General features: G+C 40.9%; 16 protein-coding genes. All 16 read left to right on the top strand.

The window, feature by feature from the left end:
• Positions 1-299: 299 nt before the first annotated feature.
• Positions 300-590 carry a septation regulator SpoVG gene (gene spoVG / locus AC1Q59_RS23970; protein ID WP_053479353.1) on the top strand — a complete coding sequence of 97 codons (291 nt, stop codon included), beginning with the start codon at positions 300-302 and terminating at the stop codon, positions 588-590.
• Positions 591-890: 300 nt separating this feature from the next.
• Positions 891-2,264 carry a bifunctional UDP-N-acetylglucosamine diphosphorylase/glucosamine-1-phosphate N-acetyltransferase GlmU gene (gene glmU / locus AC1Q59_RS23965; protein WP_492368390.1) on the top strand — a complete coding sequence of 458 codons (1,374 nt, stop codon included), beginning with the start codon at positions 891-893 and terminating at the stop codon, positions 2,262-2,264.
• Between the two features lie 16 nt (positions 2,265-2,280).
• Positions 2,281-3,237 carry a ribose-phosphate diphosphokinase gene (locus tag AC1Q59_RS23960; RefSeq protein WP_492368389.1) on the top strand — a complete coding sequence of 319 codons (957 nt, stop codon included), beginning with the start codon at positions 2,281-2,283 and terminating at the stop codon, positions 3,235-3,237.
• A gap of 164 nt (positions 3,238-3,401) precedes the next feature.
• Positions 3,402-4,037 carry a 50S ribosomal protein L25/general stress protein Ctc gene (locus AC1Q59_RS23955; protein ID WP_492368388.1) on the top strand — a complete coding sequence of 212 codons (636 nt, stop codon included), beginning with the start codon at positions 3,402-3,404 and terminating at the stop codon, positions 4,035-4,037.
• A 75-nt stretch (positions 4,038-4,112) separates the two neighbouring features.
• Positions 4,113-4,673, top strand: coding sequence for an aminoacyl-tRNA hydrolase (gene pth, locus AC1Q59_RS23950; RefSeq protein WP_492368387.1), 561 nt, complete (start codon positions 4,113-4,115; stop codon positions 4,671-4,673).
• A 124-nt stretch (positions 4,674-4,797) separates the two neighbouring features.
• Entirely contained in the window at positions 4,798-5,028 is a 231-nt protein-coding gene (fin, locus tag AC1Q59_RS23945) for an anti-sigma-F factor Fin (protein WP_492368386.1), read from the top strand.
• A 145-nt stretch (positions 5,029-5,173) separates the two neighbouring features.
• Complete coding sequence (gene mfd / locus AC1Q59_RS23940) at positions 5,174-8,701, top strand: transcription-repair coupling factor (protein WP_492368385.1); 3,528 nt, start codon at positions 5,174-5,176, stop codon at positions 8,699-8,701.
• Positions 8,702-8,966: 265 nt separating this feature from the next.
• Positions 8,967-9,503: a stage V sporulation protein T gene (gene spoVT / locus AC1Q59_RS23935; protein WP_492368384.1), complete on the top strand. Its 537-nt coding sequence runs from the start codon at positions 8,967-8,969 to the stop codon at positions 9,501-9,503.
• Positions 9,504-9,679: 176 nt separating this feature from the next.
• A complete protein-coding gene (locus AC1Q59_RS23930; RefSeq protein ID WP_492368383.1) occupies positions 9,680-11,284 on the top strand; it encodes a putative polysaccharide biosynthesis protein in 1,605 nt (534 codons plus the stop codon).
• Positions 11,281-12,738 (top strand): bifunctional methyltransferase/pyrophosphohydrolase YabN, encoded by a 1,458-nt coding sequence (yabN, locus tag AC1Q59_RS23925; protein ID WP_492368382.1) that lies wholly within the window; start codon positions 11,281-11,283, stop codon positions 12,736-12,738. Before AC1Q59_RS23930 ends, yabN begins: the two co-directional genes overlap by 4 nt.
• Before the next feature lie 29 nt (positions 12,739-12,767).
• Positions 12,768-13,028 carry an RNA-binding S4 domain-containing protein gene (locus AC1Q59_RS23920; RefSeq protein ID WP_492368381.1) on the top strand — a complete coding sequence of 87 codons (261 nt, stop codon included), beginning with the start codon at positions 12,768-12,770 and terminating at the stop codon, positions 13,026-13,028.
• 73 nt (positions 13,029-13,101) lie between these two features.
• A complete protein-coding gene (gene yabP, locus AC1Q59_RS23915) occupies positions 13,102-13,407 on the top strand; it encodes a sporulation protein YabP (protein ID WP_492368380.1) in 306 nt (101 codons plus the stop codon).
• Complete coding sequence (yabQ, locus tag AC1Q59_RS23910; RefSeq protein ID WP_492368379.1) at positions 13,404-14,036, top strand: spore cortex biosynthesis protein YabQ; 633 nt, start codon at positions 13,404-13,406, stop codon at positions 14,034-14,036. Before yabP ends, yabQ begins: the two co-directional genes overlap by 4 nt.
• Before the next feature lie 15 nt (positions 14,037-14,051).
• Positions 14,052-14,459 carry an FtsB family cell division protein gene (locus tag AC1Q59_RS23905; RefSeq protein WP_492368378.1) on the top strand — a complete coding sequence of 136 codons (408 nt, stop codon included), beginning with the start codon at positions 14,052-14,054 and terminating at the stop codon, positions 14,457-14,459.
• 86 nt (positions 14,460-14,545) lie between these two features.
• The gene (locus AC1Q59_RS23900) at positions 14,546-15,004 is read left to right on the top strand and encodes a S1 domain-containing RNA-binding protein (protein WP_492368377.1); all 459 of its coding nucleotides are present in this window, start codon (positions 14,546-14,548) and stop codon (positions 15,002-15,004) included.
• A 361-nt stretch (positions 15,005-15,365) separates the two neighbouring features.
• Positions 15,366-17,840 carry a stage II sporulation protein E gene (spoIIE, locus tag AC1Q59_RS23895; RefSeq protein WP_492368376.1) on the top strand — a complete coding sequence of 825 codons (2,475 nt, stop codon included), beginning with the start codon at positions 15,366-15,368 and terminating at the stop codon, positions 17,838-17,840.
• Positions 17,841-17,886: the final 46 nt, after the last annotated feature.

Here is a 17,886-nt window from a genome sequence, read left to right as displayed (position 1 = left end):
CTGTTTGTGTTATCTACATTATGGGGGGAGAGGTCTATTTTCATTCCTGGGTTGTGAGCGAAAGATCATGAATGTTTATGCTTATAAATTTATTCGGATTTTTCAGTATAGATTTTGTCGAAACTTGTAATAATGAAAGAGGGAAGTACAACATATACATTATTTTACAGCATTGGAAACAAAGAATTTCATCTCGTAAAACAATTCAAAAAATTTTTTCCATTCAAAGAAGGAAAAATAGATGTTTTGTGGAATCTATTAACTAGGATTTGTATCTTCTAGCAAAGGTGGTGAACATGATGGAAGTAACTGATGTAAGATTGCGCCGTGTTAATACAGATGGTCGTATGAGGGCTATTGCATCCATTACTTTGGATCATGAATTTGTTGTTCACGATATCCGCGTAATTGATGGAAATAACGGTTTATTTGTTGCAATGCCTAGCAAACGTACTCCTGATGGAGAATTTAGAGACATTGCTCACCCTATCAACTCAGGAACTAGGGGCAAGATTCAGGAGGCTGTATTATCAGAGTACCACCGGTTAGGTGAATTAGAAGTTGAATTTGAAGAAGCGGGAGCTTCCTAAAATCGAATAAAACAACAAGGGCCTACTTCCTGAGTATGGCTCTTTTTTATGATAATGCCCCCTGCATCCTCTTTATACCCCGATATAAAACCTTCAAACATCATGAAAGAAAAAATGTTATATGCTATGACATAATTATGTAGTTTCACCGCCATTCTTGAAATGAAACCATATTTAAGATATATTTTTAATGGATAAAAAGGCGAATATAGAAAAAAAGGAAGAATAATGTTTGCTTATATGCCTCCTTTTCATGACTGGAGGCCATAACCTTATTCTCTGAGTAATGGAGGCCTGTCAATGTATAATAGATATGCGGTCATTCTAGCCGCGGGCCAGGGAACCAGAATGAAGTCTAAGCTATATAAAGTTCTTCATCCTGTGTGCAAAAAGCCGATGGTTCAGCACGTGGTTGACCAAGTTGTAAAGCTAAACGTTACGGAAGTTGTTACAATTATCGGTCACGGGGCAGAACAAGTGAAAGCCCAGCTTGGTGACAGCAGCAAATATGCCTTGCAAGAAGAACAGCTAGGTACAGCCCATGCAGTCATGCAGGCGGAAGAAACACTTGGCAAAAAAGAGGGAATCACTATTGTTGTATGCGGTGATACACCACTTATCAAACATGAAACAATGGAAGCGCTTTTTAAATACCATGAAGAATCTTCAGCAAAAGCAACCGTATTAACAGCGCGGACAGAAAATCCTTTCGGATATGGCAGAGTGATAAGAAATGAAAATGGCCATGTTGAAAAAATAGTCGAACATAAGGACGCGACAGAAAAAGAACGAGAAATCGAAGAGATTAACACAGGAACGTACTGCTTTGATAATAAAGCTTTATTTGATGCCTTAAAGCGTGTGGGAAATGATAATGTGCAAGGGGAATATTACCTGCCGGATGTGATTGAAATCCTCAAGAAGGACGGCGCCCCAATTGCAGCCTATCAGACAGCTGATTTTGAGGAAACTCTCGGTGTTAATGACCGGGTGGCTCTTTCGCAGGCTGAGGCTATCATGAGGAAAAGAATTAATGAGTCACATATGAGAAACGGCGTGTCTATTATCGATCCAGCGAATACGTATATTGGCCCCGATGTTCTGATCGGAAATGATACTATTATTTATCCGGGTTCGATCATTTCAGGCGTGTGCTCAATAGGCTCACAATGTACAATCGGCCCAAACAGCGAGATTGAAAATTGCCGTGTTGGCAGCAATACGACCATTAGGCATTCAGCTGCTTTTGACAGTGAGATTGGCTCTGATGTCCAAATTGGCCCATTTGCCCATATTCGTCCAAAATCACAGATTCATGGACATGTTAAAATAGGCAACTTCGTTGAGGTCAAAAAGGCTGTCTTTGGAGAAGGGAGCAAAGCTTCGCATCTTAGCTATATTGGAGATGCTGAAGTAGGAAGCGATGTGAACATCGGCTGCGGTACGATTACAGTTAATTATGATGGAAAGAATAAATACTTAACCAAGATTGAAGACGGCGTTTTTGTTGGCTGCAATTCAAATCTTGTAGCCCCAGTTACCATTGGGAAAAATGCATATATTGCAGCTGGGTCAACAATCACTGAAGATGTTCCGGGAGATGCCTTATCCATTGCTAGGGCACGTCAGGTAAATAAAGAAAATTATGTGGAAAAACTAAATAAGAAGAAATAAACCAATGGAGGCCAACATGTCTAATCAATATTTAGATCCAAATTTAAAGGTATTCACTCTGAATTCTAATCGTGAATTAGCTGCAGAAATTGCAGGAGTAATTGGCGTTGAGCTTGGAAAGTGTTCTGTCCAGCGTTTTAGCGACGGAGAAATTCAAATTAATATTGAAGAAAGTATTCGCGGCTGTGATGTGTACGTTATTCAATCCACAAGTGCGCCTGTAAATGAGCATTTGATGGAGCTATTAATTATGATTGACGCATTAAAACGGGCTTCAGCTAAAACCATTAATATTGTTATGCCGTATTATGGGTATGCCCGTCAGGATAGAAAGGCAAGAGCACGTGAGCCGATCACTGCCAAGCTTGTCGCCGATTTACTGCAAACTGCTGGAGCAACACGCGTGATTACGCTCGATCTGCATGCTCCGCAAATTCAAGGCTTCTTCGATATCCCAATCGACCATCTAATGGGTGTGCCGATTCTATCAGAGTACTTTAAGAATAAAGCCATGAATGGCGACATTGTCATTGTTTCTCCAGATCATGGCGGTGTAACACGCGCAAGGAAAATGGCAGACCGCTTAAAGGCGCCAATTGCCATTATCGACAAACGCCGTCCAAAGCCGAATGTGGCTGAAGTTATGAATATTGTCGGTAATATTGATGGAAAAGTAGCGATCCTTATTGATGATATTATTGATACTGCTGGAACCATTACACTTGCTGCAAATGCCCTCGTTGAGAATGGCGCTTTAGAAGTATATGCAAGCTGTACCCATCCAGTATTATCTGGCCCAGCTATTGAGCGCATCAAGAATTCAAAAATTAAAGAGCTAGTTGTAACAAATTCCATTATTCTTCCGGAAGAAAAGAGATTTGATAAACTTGTTCAGCTCTCTGTGGCACCTTTGATTGGTGAAGCAATTATCCGTGTTCACGAAGAACAATCTGTTAGTACACTATTTGATTAATATATGACTTTAGGCTTGCCCTATTGGGCAGGCCTTGAGTGCTTTCCAGCGGTTTTAAAAGAAAGCCGATATAACAGTTAAAGTTAAACGTTTAGACTTCCTCTTTTTAGGGCATTTTCTATATATAGAGCCTTTTGAAAAAAATGAGGAAGGGGATATATTTTATGACGGCTGTATTACAGGCAACAGAAAGAAAGGAATTACGAGGGTCTGCCTTAACAGAGATTCGCAGAGGCGGGAACATTCCTGCTGTTGTTTACGGATCCAAATTAAAAAGCACGCCAATCTATTTCAGTGAAGCTGACTTTACAAAAATTATCCGCCGTGTAGGCAGAAACGGAGTTATTTCATTAGATCTTGGCGGAAATAAGCATAATGTTGTGCTAAGTGATTACCAGGCAGATCCAATTAAAAATGATATTATTCACGTAGATCTTCTTGCTGTTGATATGTCACAGGAGATTACTGCTAATGTCAGAGTAAACCTTACAGGAGATGCAGCTGGCGTGAAGGATGGCGGCGTAATGCAGCAATCTGTGCACGAAGTTTCTGTTACTGCAACCCCTGATAAAATTCCGCAAACCGTTGATGTAGATGTAACAAGTCTCCAGGTCAATGAAACGATTACAGTCGCAGATATTTTGGGAACATACGGCTATAAGATCAATGATCCTGAAGATACTGTTATTGCTTCTATTCTGCCGCCTAAGCAGGAAGAAGAGATCGATAGCGGAGAAGAACAAGAAGCGGGTACACCTGAAAATGAAGAAGGCAGGGAAACGGAAGCTAGCGGAGAATAATAATATAAACATCATTTATGGGACTGGCCTTCCAATCGGGCGCCAGCCCCTTATTTTTGAGAAAGGATCTATACCATGAAGCTATTTGTTGGATTAGGGAATCCCGGCAAGCAATATGAAAAGACGAGGCATAATATTGGCTTTGAAGTGATAGACTCGCTGTCTGAAAAGCTAAACATTCCTTTGGATCGTGCTAAATTCCAGGGAATATACGGTATTGGGCTTGTCAACGGGGAAAAGGTATTTTTATTAAAGCCGCTAACCTATATGAATTTGTCTGGGGAATCTTTGCGCCCATTAATGGACTATTATGATATTAATCATGATGAGCTGACAGTTATTTTTGATGATTTAGATCTTCCTGTCGGGAAAATTAGGCTCCGCCAAAAGGGCAGCTCTGGCGGGCACAATGGGATTAAGTCCATTATTGCGCATCTAGGGACACAAGAGTTTAACAGAATAAGAGTGGGAATTGATAGACCCCCAAGCGGTATGAAGGTTCCCGATTATGTTTTGGGCCGTTTTACAAAGGAAGAGCAGGCTCTGCTGGAAGACGTTGTGCTAAAATGCACCAGCGCATGTGAACAGTGGCTATCAAAGCCCTTTTTGCAGGTAATGAACGAATTTAATCAGTAATCTTTATCTCGAAAGAACATAGAGATAGAATAATGGCAAAGTATTAAAGGACTGGCAAATGTGAATAAGTTCCTCTTTATGGGTTCATACTAATCTTATTAGAATGTATTCGGGAGGGACTGGCATGGCCATTCACTATCATTGCCGTCATTGCGGCACGAAAATAGGGTCAATAGAAAACACGGCCCTGAATACTCATCAGCTTGGGTTTGATTTGTTAACAAGTGATGAGCGACAAGACATGATTACTTATGATCTGGAAGGAAACCTTCAGGTAAAATCTATATGTGAGGATTGTCAAGAACTGCTTGAAAGACAGCCTGAATATCATCAAAATGATTTCTTAATTCATTAACAGCTTTGGACAGCATCCAAAGCATTTTTCTATTTCTAATTTTTTGAATTATAACAAACATATATAAAATCCACCGGTTTTCAATAAATTTTTTATAAAAACATTAAACATTCATTGTGTTGCAAAAGTAAAGAGGAGGAAAGCCATGATAGGGCTTAAAAGTATAATCAGGCAGCAGGACGATGTTCAATCTGTCTTATCGGGTATAGAAGAAGGGCTGAAGGAACAGCTAATATCTGGCTTATCCGGATCAGCACGTACACTATTTTTATCTTCGATCTATGAACAGGCAAAAAAACCACTGCTCATAGTTACTCATAACCTATTACAGGCTCAGAAGCTATATGATGATCTTGTCAGTTTTGAAGGGGAAGCGGATGTTTTTCTTTATCCGGCCAATGAGCTGATTGCAGCTGAGATCAGCATTGCCAGCCCAGAATTAAAGGGTCAGAGAATAGAAGCGCTAAACCATTGGAGCAAAAGCAAGAGCGGAATTCTGATCGCGCCGATCGCAGGCTTAAGGAAAGTTCTGCCGCCGCCATCCATTTGGAAGAAGTACCAGCTTACTTTAACTGTCGGCGATGACCTTACAGAAGATCAGCTAATGAGTCTTGTTCAGATGGGCTATACCAGAGTTGATATGGTTTCATCTCCTGGGGAATTCAGTGTAAGAGGCGGAATCATAGATATCTACCCTTTAACGGTGGCAGATCCGGTTCGTATTGAGCTGTTTGATACAGAAGTAGATTCCATTCGCTCCTTTTCGCTTGAAGACCAGCGTTCCAAGGAGAAGCTGAAGGAAGTCACGATTGGACCTGCAACAGAGTATCCTTTGGATCAAGAGCATTTTCATAAGATTATTGAAAAGCTTGAAAGAGGATTGTCGGAAAGTCTGAAAAAGTTAAAAAGTGAAAAGGACAAAACACAGCTGGCCCAAAATATCGGGTATGAAATTGAACAGCTTAAAATGGGCAATAAACCTGATCAGCTATTTAAATATCTTTCCTACGCTTACGATGAGCAAAATAGTTTAATAGATTATCTTCCGCAAAGCGGAGTTATTTTTATAGATGAAGTCAGCAGGGTCTTTGAAACGAATGACTCTCTCGAAAAGGAAGAAGCTCAATGGTATACAAGTCTGTTAGGCGAGGGGCAAATTGTCCATGATGTAAAGGTTTCCCATGACCTTCGGGGATTTCTTCAGAAAAAAGAATCGCCGGTCATCTATATGTCTTTGTTCCTGCGGCATGTCCCAAATACAAATCCGCAAAACATTATTAATGTTGCCTGTAAGCAGATGCAGACTTTCCACGGACAGATGAATGTGTTAAAGGGCGAGATCGAGCGCTGGAAGAAGGGGAATTATACCGTTGTTTTTCTAGGCCCCGATGGTGAAAGAGTCAAAAAGCTTCAGAGGGTTTTTGAAGATTATGAGATTGAAGCCATAGCTGCAGCCGAAAATCAGCCAATCTTAAACGGCAAGATTCAAATCATTGAGGGAAATCTCAATGCAGGATTTGAATTAATAGGGCAAAGGCTTGCGGTTATTACAGAGGAGGAGCTCTTTAATAAGCGGACGCAAAAGAAGACACGGCGGCAGAAGCTTTCCAATGCTGAACGCATTAAAAGCTATTCAGAACTAAAAGTCGGGGATTATGTTGTCCATGTTAATCATGGTATCGGGAAATACTTAGGCATTGAGACCCTCGAGATTAATGGGGTCCATAAAGATTATTTGCATATCCGCTATCAGGGAAGCGATAAACTTTATGTTCCGGTTGAACAAATTGATCTTGTTCAAAAATATGTGGGCTCTGAAGCAAAAGAGCCGAAGATCTATAAATTAGGCGGAAGTGATTGGAAGAGGGTTAAGAAAAAGGTTGAATCATCTGTCAAAGATATTGCGGATGATTTAATTAAGCTATATGCAGAAAGAGAAGCTGCAAAAGGTTTTGCTTTTAGTCCTGATGGTGAGATGCAGCGCGAATTTGAAGCATCCTTTCCCTATCAGGAAACGGAGGATCAGCTTCGGTCAATTACGGAGATTAAGAAGGATATGGAGCGGGAGCGCCCTATGGACCGCTTGCTGTGCGGAGATGTTGGCTATGGTAAAACAGAAGTGGCGATCAGAGCGGCGTTCAAAGCGATTGCTGATGGAAAACAGGTAGCCTTTTTGGTGCCGACAACGATTCTTGCCCAGCAGCATTTCGAAACCATGCGGGAGCGCTTTTCTGACTTTCCCATTCAGGTCGGGCTCTTAAGCAGGTTCAGAACCAGAAAACAGCAAACTGAGACGATAAAGGGCTTAAAAGCAGGCACAATTGATGTGGTCGTTGGAACGCATCGAATTTTATCAAAGGATATTACTTTTAGAGATCTTGGGCTGCTAATTGTGGATGAAGAGCAGCGATTTGGTGTAACACATAAAGAAAAAATTAAACAAATGAAGACAAATGTCGATGTTCTGACGTTAACAGCAACGCCTATCCCTAGAACCTTGCATATGTCCATGCTTGGGGTGAGGGATCTTTCGGTTATCGAAACACCGCCGGAAAACCGCTTTCCCATCCAGACCTATGTAATGGAGTATAATGGCGGGATTGTCAGAGAAGCAATTGAGAGGGAATTGGCCCGGGATGGACAGGTATATTTCCTGTATAACAGGGTTGAGGATATTGAGCGGAAAGCGGAAGAGATTTCTATGCTTGTTCCCGATGCGCGCGTAGCTTATGCACATGGGCAAATGACGGAAAATGAGCTGGAATCAGTCATTTTAAGTTTCCTTTCAGGTGAGTTTGATGTGCTTGTCAGTACAACGATCATTGAAACAGGTGTTGATATTCCAAACGTCAATACGCTTATTGTTCATGATGCGGATAAAATGGGGCTTTCCCAGCTTTATCAGCTTCGCGGAAGGGTTGGACGTTCTAATCGAGTGGCCTATGCCTATTTTACGTACAGAAAGGACAAAGTACTTACAGAGGTTGCCGAAAAAAGGCTGCAGGCTATTAAAGAATTTACTGAGCTTGGATCTGGATTTAAAATCGCTATGCGTGACTTATCCATCAGGGGTGCGGGAAACCTATTAGGTGCTCAGCAGCATGGATTTATTGATTCTGTTGGTTTTGATCTGTATTCTCAAATGCTGAAGGAAGCAATCGAAGAGAAGAGGGGGAATCTCCCTGAAACTGACAGGCAAAGCTTAGAAATTGATCTTGAAGTAGACGCCTACATTCCTGACGCCTATATTTCAGACGGGCATCAAAAGATTGAAATGTACAAAAGGTTTAGAGGCATTTCTGACTTAGAAGATATTGAGGAATTAAACGAAGAGATGGTTGACCGTTTTGGCGATTATCCGGAGGAAGTAACTTATCTTTTCCGTATCTCTGAAATAAAGGTTTATGGATTACAGGCAGGGCTTGAAACAATTAAGCAAACAAAGGATGAAGTACTGTTTCTTTTATCTGAAAAGGCAAGCTCCGAAATCGATGGGCAGAAAATCTTCCAGATAACAAGCAAATATGGGCGGAAAATTGGCCTTGGGATGGAAGGAAGCAAATTGAAGGCAGTTCTCCATGTAAAAGGAATGCCTGCTAGCGAATGGCTGAACATTGCCTACGAGATGGTCCAAGGGCTCCTTCATGCTAAAAAGGAAAATGCATTGAAATAACCTGTGCGTTTAACATCACTCCACAAAGGGTATGGGTAATTTACCCACATTTGGAATTCATAACATCCGTGAGAAAAAATTTTTGAACGTGTATAGAACTTTCCAGATGAAAGATACTAAGTTCAAACATGGCGATGTATTCATTTTCTCCCAATATGGAGCATAGCCAAATAAGAAAAGCCCTGGGACCTATAGGGGAAGTTCCTTACCCAGGCTCCTTTATCTTATTTAAAAAAATCATCAGATGAAAGTGAGGCAACATTGGATGAAAGCAACTGGTATTGTTCGTCGAATCGATGATTTAGGTCGCGTGGTGATTCCAAAGGAAATACGCAGAACTTTGCGTATTCGTGAAGGGGACCCGCTAGAGATCTTTGTGGATCGTGATGGAGAAGTAATCTTAAAGAAATATTCACCAATTAGTGAGTTAAGTGATTTTGCAAAAGAATATGCTGAGGCGTTATTCGACAGCCTGGGAAATCCTGTTTTAATCTGCGACAGAGACACGTATATTGCTGTTTCCGGCGGATCAAAAAAGGATTTTTTAAACAAAAACATAGGTGAGATTATTGAAAAGACAATGGAAGACCGCAACTCATCACTTGTTAACCAGGCAGGGGAAATTTCCCTTGTGGATGGCCATACAGAGGAAATTTCCGCCTATACGATTGGGCCAATTATTGCTAATGGAGATCCGATTGGTGCTGTTATCATTTACGCAAAAGAAGGTTCTTTAGGCGATGTCGAACAAAAGGCTGTTGAAACAGCTGCCGGATTCTTAGCAAGACAAATGGAGTCTTAAAAAAGGAACCCTCTTAATTTTTGTCCTAATTGGTTCAATTCATTCTCATTTTTTGAAAAAAGATAGATATTTTTTAAAAGGGTAGCTGATGCTGCCTTTTTTCATTTTATAAGATAATAACGGAATATTTTGGTATGATATTAATGCGTTTGAATCAAAACTGAAAGGGGATGGGCATGAAGCCCGAGAAATATACCAAAGATGTAGTAAGAGGAACTGTTATTTTAACGGCTGCTGCCCTCTTTATCAAAATATTAAGCGCCATTTACCGCGTGCCATTTCAGAATTTGGTTGGCGATGTTGGTTTTTATATTTATCAGCAGGTATATCCTTTTTACGGAGTGGCTATAACTTTTGCTGCATATGGATTTCCTGTAGTCCTCTCAAAATTATATACAGAAGAATTGAATGCAAATCGTAAAGGTGGACTGAGTCAGTTATTTTTTACAAGTGCTGCAGTGCTTGGTATGATTGGTCTGCTGTTTTTCGGATTGCTGTTCTGGGGAGCTCAACATTTCGCAACCGTGATGGGCGACCCTGAACTTGAGGTTTTATTTAGAGTAATCTCTTTTGCCTTTCTCCTCTTTCCAGCTGTTGCCTTACTCAGAGGTTTCTTTCAGGGGAAAGGGGATATGGTCCCAACTGCTGTCTCCCAGGTCGGCGAACAGCTTGTCAGGGTCGCTGTGATATTTTTAGCAGCCCTTTTTCTGACAAAAGAAGGGTATAACTTATATATGGTTGGTGCGGGGGCTACATTTGGCTCCATTATGGGCGGAATCGCAGCGATTTTGATCTTAATGCTTTTTTTTACAAAAAGATGGACTCAGTATAGAGGCGGACTTAGTCCGAAACTCTCTTTTTCACTGGCAAGATCTATCGTTTTGCAAGGCTTTGCCATCTGTATCAGCAGCATGCTCCTTATATTAATGCAATTGGCGGATTCGTTAAATCTGTATTCCCAATTGATCTCATCCGGCTTTGGTGCCCATGAGGCAAAGGAGATGAAGGGTGTATATGACCGCGGAATGCCGTTGATTCAGGTTGGTATGGTAGTAGCTACATCAATGTCCTTATCACTCGTGCCGGTTATTTCAAATGCGAGAATAAATGCACGATCAGATATTGTGCTTGATAAGATTCGTTTGACGCTGCAGATCGGAATAACAGTCGGGACGGCAGCAACTGTTGGCTTATGGAATATTATTAAGCCCACTAATATTATGCTGTTTGAAAATAGTGCGGGATCTGCTGTGCTGGGTGTCTTAAGCATGGTTATTTTGTTAAGTTCAGTTGCCGTAACGGCATCGGCAATTCTTCAAGGCCTTGGAATGACCATGTACCCTGCATTTATTATCATTAGCGGGTTTGTTCTGAAGTATTTGATGAATATACTGTTAATTCCGGTGTTCAGCACGATGGGCGCTGCCTTTGCTACATGCCTGTCTTTGTGCTTTGTCCTTATTCTTTTGCTTATCAGGCTGAAAAGGGAATTAAAGGTTCCTATTCTGAGCCGTCGGTTTTTGCTGACTCTTGCCGCAGCCTCTGCAGCCATGCTAGTTGTCTTAAAAGTGTACCTGTATGGAACTGGCCTTTTGGGTTTTGCTGAAAACCGTCTTTATGCTGGCTTTCAAGCATTAAGCGCGGTGGTCATCGGCGGCCTGATTTATATATGGATTATTTTAAAAGGCGATACATTTAAAGAAGAAGAGCTGTCCATGCTCCCCTTTGGAAGCAAGCTCATGCTTTTTCTGCCAAAGAAAAATAGGAGTGAATCTAGATGAAAAGAATCAATATTGTTGGGCTGGGAGCGGGTGATCTGGAACAGCTTCCGCTTGGCGTCTACCGCAAATTAAAAAAGGCCAGCCTTTTATATTTGCGGACAAAAGATCATCCTGCTGTGAATGAATTAGAAGAAGAAGGCGTAGCGTTTATTTCCTTTGATAGCATTTATGAAAAGCATGACCACTTTCAGGATGTGTATGAGGAGATTTGCACGATTTTATTAGAGGAATCACACAAGGGTGAGATTACATATGCTGTCCCGGGGCATCCCTTTGTTGCAGAGCGGACAGTTCAGCTGCTGCTGGAAAGGGGCCCCAAGCAAGGAGTGGAAATAGCAATCGGCGGGGGGCAAAGCTTTCTAGATGCCTTGTTTCAGGCACTTCAAATAGATCCAATTGAAGGATTTCAATTTCTAGATGCAACAGATTTGAAAAGAGCGGAAATAGATCTAACATCACATTTAATCATTGGCCAAGTCTATGACCAATTTACAGCATCTGAGGCCAAACTGGCATTAATGGAGCGGCTCCCTGATGAGTATGAGGTGTATATTGTCACAGCTGCCGGAAGTAAAGAAGAACGAATACAAAAGGCTGCTTTATATGAGCTAGACCGCGGGTTTGAAATAAATAATTTAACATCTCTCTACATACCGCCAGTCACAGACGAGTCCATATTATATAAAACCTTTAGCAAGCTAAGGGAGATTATTGCCGTCCTTCGCGGGCCAAACGGCTGTCCATGGGATAAAAAGCAGACACATGAATCTTTAAAGAGATATCTCATTGAAGAATCCTATGAACTGATTGAGGCAATCAATGAAGAAGACATTGACCATATGATTGAAGAGCTTGGGGATGTACTTCTTCAGGTACTCCTGCACGCACAAATAGGCGAAGATGATGGATTCTTCTCAATTGAAGATGTCATTGAAGGAATTTCGGGAAAAATGGTGCGCAGACACCCTCATGTATTTGGCAGTATTTCAGCGGAAACAGAGGCAGAAGTCCTTGTCAATTGGGATAAAATCAAGAAACAGGAGAAAGGGGAAGCAAAGGATGTTTCGCTTCTCGACAAAGTGGGCAAGTCCCTTCCGAATTTAATAGCCGCAGCGGAAATTCAGAAGACCGCAGCTAAGGTTGGGTTTGACTGGAAGGAAGTTGGACCCGCATGGGAGAAAGTAAAAGAGGAAATTAAAGAATTTGAAGCAGAGACAAGGGAAAAAAGTGCGAAAATGGACAAAGAATTTGGCGACATCCTTTTTGCCCTTGTCAATATTGCCAGATTCTATAAGATTGATGCAGAAGAGGCCTTATTCCAAACCAATGTTAAGTTTAAGAGAAGGTTCGCCTTTGTGGAAAAAAGGGTAAAAGACAGCGGCAAATCGTTTGAAGAATTTGAGCTTGAGGAATTGGACCGCTTTTGGGAAGAGGCAAAGGAAAAAGGATATTGACGTACAGCAAAAAAGGAGTGCTAAGAGTTATGAGACTTGACAAATTCTTGAAGGTTTCCCGGTTAATTAAAAGAAGGACTCTTGCTAAAGAGGTTTCAGATCAAGGGAGGATTCTTGTTAATGGCCTGCAGGCAAAAGCCAGTACAAATGTAAAAGTCGGAGATGAGATCACCATCCGCTTTGGCCAAAAGCTTGTTACGGCAAAAGTAGAGCGCCTTCAGGAAACAACAAAGAAAGAAGAAGCTGCAGAGATGTATACGATTGTAAAGGAAGAAAAGGCACAAAGCTAAGGTTCTATTTCATTTCTTTCATTCATAAATATGTACCAAATGCTTGTACTTTTGTGATTGAGAGGGATGCGATATGAGTCAGCAATATTATGATCCGAATACAGCAAAAAAGAATGTTGAAGAGCACGATGTCATTATGCGCGGACGCAGGCTGCTGGACATAACAGGGGTTAAGCAGGTGGAAAGCTTCGATAATGAGGAATTCTTATTAGACACTGTCATGGGATTCCTGGCCATCAAGGGTCAAAACCTGCAAATGAAAAACCTGGATGTAGATAAGGGTGTTGTATCAATTAAAGGGAAAATATTTGATCTCGTTTACTTGGATGACCAGCATGGGGACAAGGCTAAAGGATTCTTTAGCAAGTTATTCCGATGACACTTTCGACACAATTTTTAACCATGCTGGCGATGATCGGCATGGGGGGTGTCTTTGGGGCTGCCCTTGACACGTATAACCGGTTTTTGAAACGGGCAAAAAGAAAAAGCTGGATCGTCTTTATCAACGATATTCTCTTTTGGGTTGCTCAGGGACTTTTCGTCTTTTATATTTTATTTCTGGTTAACCGCGGTGAGCTGAGATTTTATATTTTTATTGCCCTTTTATGCGGCTTTGCTGCCTACCAAAGCTTATTGAAAAATATATACCTTCGGGCATTAGAGGTTATCATACGGATGATAATCTCTATTTATCACTTTTTCATAAAGCTGTTCCATCTTCTTATCTATAAACCAATCCATGGACTAATTATTGCTTTGATCTCCCTTCTTATTTTCTTAGGAAAAAGTCTTGTTCACCTTCTAAGAATGATTGGAAAAACCCTGCTTTTTTTCATAAAAGTAATAATCTCACCATTTAAGTGGGTTTTATTACTTTTGTGGAAACTTTTGCCGAAAAATATTAAAAAAACAGTCGAGAAGTTATATAATAGAATGGCAGGATTTTTTGTACAAATACAGAATTACTCTAATAAATGGTTTTCCCGGTTTAAGAAAGATAAGAAATGAAAGGAGGAGTGCGAAGTGAGTGCCATCAAGAAAAAAAATATAGCAAAGATTGAAAATGGCTATGCCAAACAGCAAGAAGCCGCTGCCGTCAGCGCGGGGAGAACAAAGAAGCTATTATACAGAAGACTAGTATTTTTCTTTGTGGCCGCCTCTGTTATTGCCTTCTTTATGATCTCCACACTCGTTTCGCAGTCCTCTGCTCTAGCGGAAAAAACAGCAGAGAAAAAGAAGCTTGATCACCAATTGGAACAATTGAAGAAAAAGGAAGCCATGCTTGAAGGGGAAATCGTCAAATTAAATGATGATGAATACATAGCTAAGCTTGCAAGAAAGGATTACTTTCTTTCCGAAGGCAACGAAATTATCTTTAACCTTCCAAAGGAAGATGAGAAAAGGAAAGAAAAGGAAAAGTCAACTAATTAGACGTTGTATTGAACTCTTTTCATAAGTTTTGTATAATATATAGTAAGTTTGATTTTTTATATCATTCAAGGAGGAAATTCTTTTTTATGTCAATCGAAGTGGGCAGCAAGTTACAGGGAAAAGTAACAGGGATTACAAATTTCGGAGCATTTGTGGAGTTGCCGGAAGGCTCAACAGGTCTGGTGCACATCAGTGAGGTCGCAGACAACTATGTAAAAGATATTAACGATCATCTTAAAGTCGGTGACCAGGTTGAAGTAAAAGTTATAAATGTCGAAAAGGATGGCAAGATTGGTCTATCCATTAAAAAGGCAAAAGACCAGCCTGCAGGCTCTGCTCGACCTGAAAGAGGCGACAGAAGAGAGTCTCGGGGACATTCACATTCTCAGCGTCCACGCCAAGGCAGAACAAATGATAACCGCTCTCCTAAAGAAAACTTTGAATCAAAAATGGCGCGCTTCCTTAAGGATAGCGAAGATCGTCTATCATCACTAAAACGCAATACAGAATCGAAACGTGGGGGAAGAGGCGCTAGACGAGGATAACTTGCTGCTTTTATTGATATATTGCAGGGTTTAACGTTTATATTATTCCCATTCATAACAGACAAGTCATTTATATGGCTTGTCTTTTTTGATGTTTTTTTTACCTTTATTGTCTAGCTTGCAAAAAGCGATGGAATTTTTAAAGGAAATGTCAAATCCCGTCCTGTCCTTTCTTCTTTTTGGAGATAAGGCGGAAATTAGTCGAACGAAAAGCAAAGGCTTGTCCGCTTTTTTGACAAACTTCTAATCTATTAAATTTTATAATTACTCAATATAGTGAATCGATTGGAAGGTTTAAATAAGTGCGGGCAGTCTTTCATGTGACGACTAATATAAAACCATACGGGGAGTGAAGGTAAACATGGAAAAGGTTGAAAGGAATTTTATTGAACCTCTTGGCGAAGTAAATTTTAATAAGCCTGGACTTGATTTATCAAAGGGATTGAATAAATTCCAGTTTTGGATGGAAGGTTTCTTTTTAAAAAAGGGCATCCTTCTTTTGTTAATTGGCTTTTTGCTTGGAAGAGCGCTGATCATTGCTCAGTTAACCCCTTTTAGTCTCCCGTTTTTTGCCGCGGTATATTTTATAAGAAGAGATAAGGCTCCGCTTGCTTTAATTGGCGCGGTCGCTGGAGCAGCAACAATCTCTGTTACAAATGCTGTCTATGTTTTTGGTACATCATTTTTGTTCATGCTGGCCATCCGTGCTGCAAGAAGATGGGTGAATAATGAATTAAAGGTTCTGCCTTTTTTCGTCTTTTTTTCCTTGCTGTCCGGAAAGCTTCTGGAAAGTCTAGTTGTTTCGGAAACCATTACGCTCTATCATGGGATGATGGCCGGTGTTGAAGCAAGTCTAGGATTTATCCTAACGTTAATTTTTATTCAAAGTCTTCCTCTTTTATCCGCCAGCAAACGCCGCCAGACGCTAAAAACAGAAGAAATTGTCTGCTTAATTATTATGCTTGCTTCGGTGATGACAGGTACCATTGGCTGGACGGTCTATGGTCTATCTGTTGAACATATGATGTCAAGATATTTAGTGCTTTTATTTGCCTTTGTTGGGGGTGCAACGGTTGGCTCTACGGTTGGTGTTGTAACGGGCCTTATTTTCAGCCTAGCCAATGTCACTAGCTTTTACCATATGAGCCTTCTGGCCTTTTCAGGTCTTTTGGGTGGCCTTTTAAAAGAAGGAAAGAAATTTGGCGTGGCCTGCGGCCTTCTTATTGCAACTCTATTAATAGGCATGTATGGAGAAGGAAATACAGATATTTTAAAAACAGTTATGGAAACGGGAGTAGCTATTTTTCTTTTTCTTTTAACCCCGCAAGCATTGCTGACGAGGCTTGCCAAGCATATCCCAGGAACTTCAGAATATGCGGCAGAACAGCAGCAGTACATGAGAAAAATGAGGGATGTTACAGCCCAAAGAGTGGCTCAGTTCTCCAGTGTCTTTCAAGCCCTTTCAAAAAGTTTCTCATCCTACGATGAGGCATCGGAATGGGATGATGAAGAGGGCAGGGAGCTTGACTACTTTTTAAGCAATGTAACGGAAAAGACCTGTCAGACTTGTTTTAAGAAAGAGCACTGCTGGGCGAAGAACTTTGATAAAACATATGCGTATATGACAGAAATTATGAATGAAACAGATTATAATAATGAACTTCCTCAGAAGCTTTCCAGGGATTGGGAAAAACATTGCACACGTTCCAAAAAGGTCATTGAAACCATTAGACAGGAACTCACTTTCTATCATGCTAATCAAAAGCTTAAAAGGCAGGTTCAGGAAAGCAGGCGACTGGTTGCAGACCAATTATTGGGCGTGTCAGAGGTTATGGGGGATTTCGCGAAGGAAATTCAAAGAGAACGGGAAAACCACCATAAGCAGGAGGAGCTAATATTAGAAGCATTGCAGGAGTTTGGTATTCAAATTGAACAGGTAGAAATTTATAGTCTGGAACAGAGAAATGTAGATATTGATATGGCGATTCCATACTGTCAGGGACATGGCGAATGTGAAAAGCTGATTGCCCCCATGCTGTCAGACATTCTGGAAGAAAGCATTGTAGTTAGCTCAGAAGAATGTGCTGCCTTCCCTAATGGCAATTGCCATGTGACATTCAGGTCCGCTAAAGCCTTTGTTGTTGACACTGGTATTGCTCATGCAGCTAAAGGAGGGGGCTTTATTTCCGGGGACAGCTTTTCAACGATTGAACTTGGCTGCGGAAAGTATGCTATTGCAATCAGTGATGGAATGGGCAACGGTGAAAGGGCTCATATTGAAAGCAAGGAAACCCTTGAGCTATTGCAAAAGATTCTGCAATCTGGAATCAAGGAGAAGGTCGCTATTAAGTCGGTCAATTCTGTTCTTTCGCTGAGAACAACTGATGAGATCTTTTCTACATTGGATTTAGCTATGATTGACCTTCAGAATGCAAGCACAGAGTTTTTGAAAATAGGCTCTATACCTAGTTTCATTAAACGGGGAAATAAAATATTAAAAGTGGAAGCGAGCAATTTGCCAATGGGCATCCTCCAGGAATTTGAGGTGGATGTCGTAAGCGAGCAGCTGAAGGCTGGAGATTTATTAATCATGATGAGCGATGGGGTCTTTGAAGGGCCTAAGCATGTGGAAAACCTTGATTTATGGATGAAGCGGAAAATCAGTGAAATTAAAACCGAGGATCCCCAGGATATGGCCGATCTTATTATGGAGGAAGTTATCCGCTCAAGTTCCGGCTATATTGATGATGATATGACGGTGGTTGTTGCTAAAATCAAGCATAACACACCTAAATGGGCCAGCATACCAGTCAATTATTACGGAAAAGCGAACTGATTAACTTGCCCTTGTTAGAAGAATATTATGTATAAATCCCCTCCGT

This window comes from Cytobacillus sp. MT66 (genome assembly GCF_058792595.1).
This window is presented reverse-complemented; position numbering and strand designations above follow the sequence as displayed.